Below are 2,206 nucleotides of genomic sequence, written 5' to 3' on the forward strand. Positions count from 1 at the left end.
AAGCCAATTCAAGTTCCTTGATCATAAAGTCTGGTTTTCGGGCGTCAGCTCCGTGCTAGCGCTCGGAGTTGACGCGTGACGGCCGGGAGGCGAAAATGTCAAGAATGTCGTCAGCACTCCGGGCTTCCATGAGTTGCTGCCTCACCTCACAGTTGTTGAACATTCTCGCGATTGCGGCCAGCGTTTGCAGGTGCATGTTGTATTCCTTTTTGGGCCTGGTAAATTACTTGAAATTGGTACTCATCAATAACTTACGTTAGTATGACTAAATCTTCCCTCCCTCAAAGTCAAAACAGTACTCAAGATACCCCAGGAAAAGAACAAAAAAGTCGTCAACTAGACTTTCTAGCCAAGGATACTCTTATCGCTCTGACTATACGAATCTTTGGGTTAATTTTAACATACGTGGTTCAGGTCTGTTTGGCTCGATGGATGGGCAAAACAGAGTACGGCATCTACGAATATGTTATCTCCTGGTCAATGCTCTTAGGGATTCCAGCAGCTTTAGGATTGCCGAGGACTGTGTTGCGTTTGCTTTCAGAATACCGTGTGAAAGAAGACTGGGGACATTTACGGGGCCTCGTGCGTGGGAGTTGGCTATTAACATTATTGGTTGGTGTCTTACTAAGCCTAGGTGCTGCGGGTGTTATCTGGGTGCTGAATTCTTTTCACAACTTTACCTATGCAACATCCTTGCTGATCGGGATGGCACTAGTACCACTCCAAGCTTTGACACTTTTGCAGTTAGAAACAACTAGAGCAATGGGTGACATTGCATTAGCTTATACTCCATCCCAAATTATCTGGCCGCTCTGGGTTCTTTGCGGTGGGTTTCTTTTGTTTGATGCCAACCATTCTCTAAACAGTTTGCCGATGATTGAGGTGGCAACACTACTGCTGTCAGGTATTCTGCTGTTTCAGTTGTGGTTGCTTTGGGAAAAGATTAATAGAGAGATTGAACCTGTTACTCCAGTTTATTCCTATCAGCAGTGGTTGGGGATTGCCGGGGTTTTGCTGCTCCAGCAGTCGTTTGGCGTTATTTTAAACCGTACAGATATTCTCATGGTTGGCTCTATTATCGGGCCAAGTGAAGCTGGTATATATAATGCGGCTCTGAAAACTTCCATGTGGGTGAGTTTCACTTTACAGGTTGTGAATATGGTGGTAGCTCCTTTATTTTCAAGCCTCTACGCTCAAAAAGATATGCAAGGTTTGCAGAAGGTCGTTTCCAGAGTAACCCTCTGGATTTTCTGGCCTTCGATTGTTCTAGCTCTAGGTTTAATTGTCTTTTCCAAACCAGTGCTGAGTATTTTTGGTTCGGGCTTTACTGCTGCGAGTTGGTCCCTAAAAATTCTCATTGTTGGGCAGTTGGTTAGTGCATTGTGTGGCTCTGTCGCTAATTTAATGGTAATGACGGGACACCAGAACAAATCGGTTATCGTTGTTGGCTGTACTGTGTTGCTCAATATAGTCTCAAACGCGATCGCTATTCCGATGTTTGGGATAATTGGAGCTGCGATTACAACAAGTTTAACCGTGATCGTGTCTAATGTTTGGTATAGTATCCTCGTGGTCAAGTATGTTGGGGTACGCCCTTCTGTTTTTTACAGTCTCTTCAGCCTCTTCAACTCAGAGCTTGCAAAAAAAAGTTGATGAAATAACTAAAAGTAGGAATAACCTTTGAGAAAGTCAAATCGCTCTATTTCTTTTTTGACTAGATCGATTGCTTTTGCATTCCATTGCACTTTTTCACGAGTTCGCTGGGGCGATTTATACAAAATACTAACGGAGTCTTTGAGGTAACCTGGCTCTGCTTGTTGACCTAAAAAATTGCATAGCTCTCTAAGGGCTACTTCAGGATTGCCGAGCATCCATTCATGCCGAAGATGGAAAAATTTGTTGTCCCCTATTGTTTCTCGAACCTTGTTTACAGTGTTGCACCTAGCAAAGTAGAGTTCTATACATCCCTCTAAATCCATGTTTAACCTATTACTATCTCTAATAAATATAGTACTGATATTATCATAAGGATTTCTGATTACATGAATAAAATAAATGGGTTGACTAATAGTTTGTTGTAAATAGTCATTCCTAAAAGTGGAGTTATGACAAGTGTTCAAGGGTTAGAGATATTCGAGAGCATATCAGAGCTATTGGATGTTCAAATCTTGAATCAACCAGGTGAACGAGTTTATTGTCTGCCAGA

At 42.5% G+C, this 2,206-nt stretch carries 2 protein-coding genes and 1 pseudogene; 1 reads left to right on the forward strand and 2 read right to left on the reverse strand.

Features of this window, described 5'->3' with window-relative positions; all coding sequences use genetic code 11:
• Nucleotides 1-55: 55 nt before the first annotated feature.
• A pseudogene (locus F6K49_RS53920) lies at nt 56-202 on the reverse strand (hypothetical protein); the annotation flags it as partial.
• Between the two features lie 59 nt (nt 203-261).
• On the opposite strand from F6K49_RS53920, the gene F6K49_RS42765 reads away from it, so the two are divergent.
• On the forward strand, nt 262-1,653 hold the full coding sequence (locus F6K49_RS42765; protein WP_293107559.1) for a flippase: 1,392 nt from the start codon (nt 262-264) through the stop codon (nt 1,651-1,653).
• Nucleotides 1,654-1,661: 8 nt separating this feature from the next.
• On the opposite strand, the gene F6K49_RS42770 is transcribed toward F6K49_RS42765, so the two are convergent.
• Entirely contained in the window at nt 1,662-2,120 is a 459-nt protein-coding gene (locus F6K49_RS42770) for a sulfotransferase (RefSeq protein ID WP_293107562.1), read from the reverse strand.
• Nucleotides 2,121-2,206 lie beyond the last annotated feature (86 nt).

The organism is Moorena sp. SIO3I6, assembly GCF_010672095.1.

What these genes read in the sequence shown, in the direction of transcription:
- F6K49_RS42765 (WP_293107559.1), top strand. Translation starts at nt 262, where the DNA reads ATGACTAAATCTTCCCTCCCTCAAAGTCAAAACAGTACTCAAGATACC.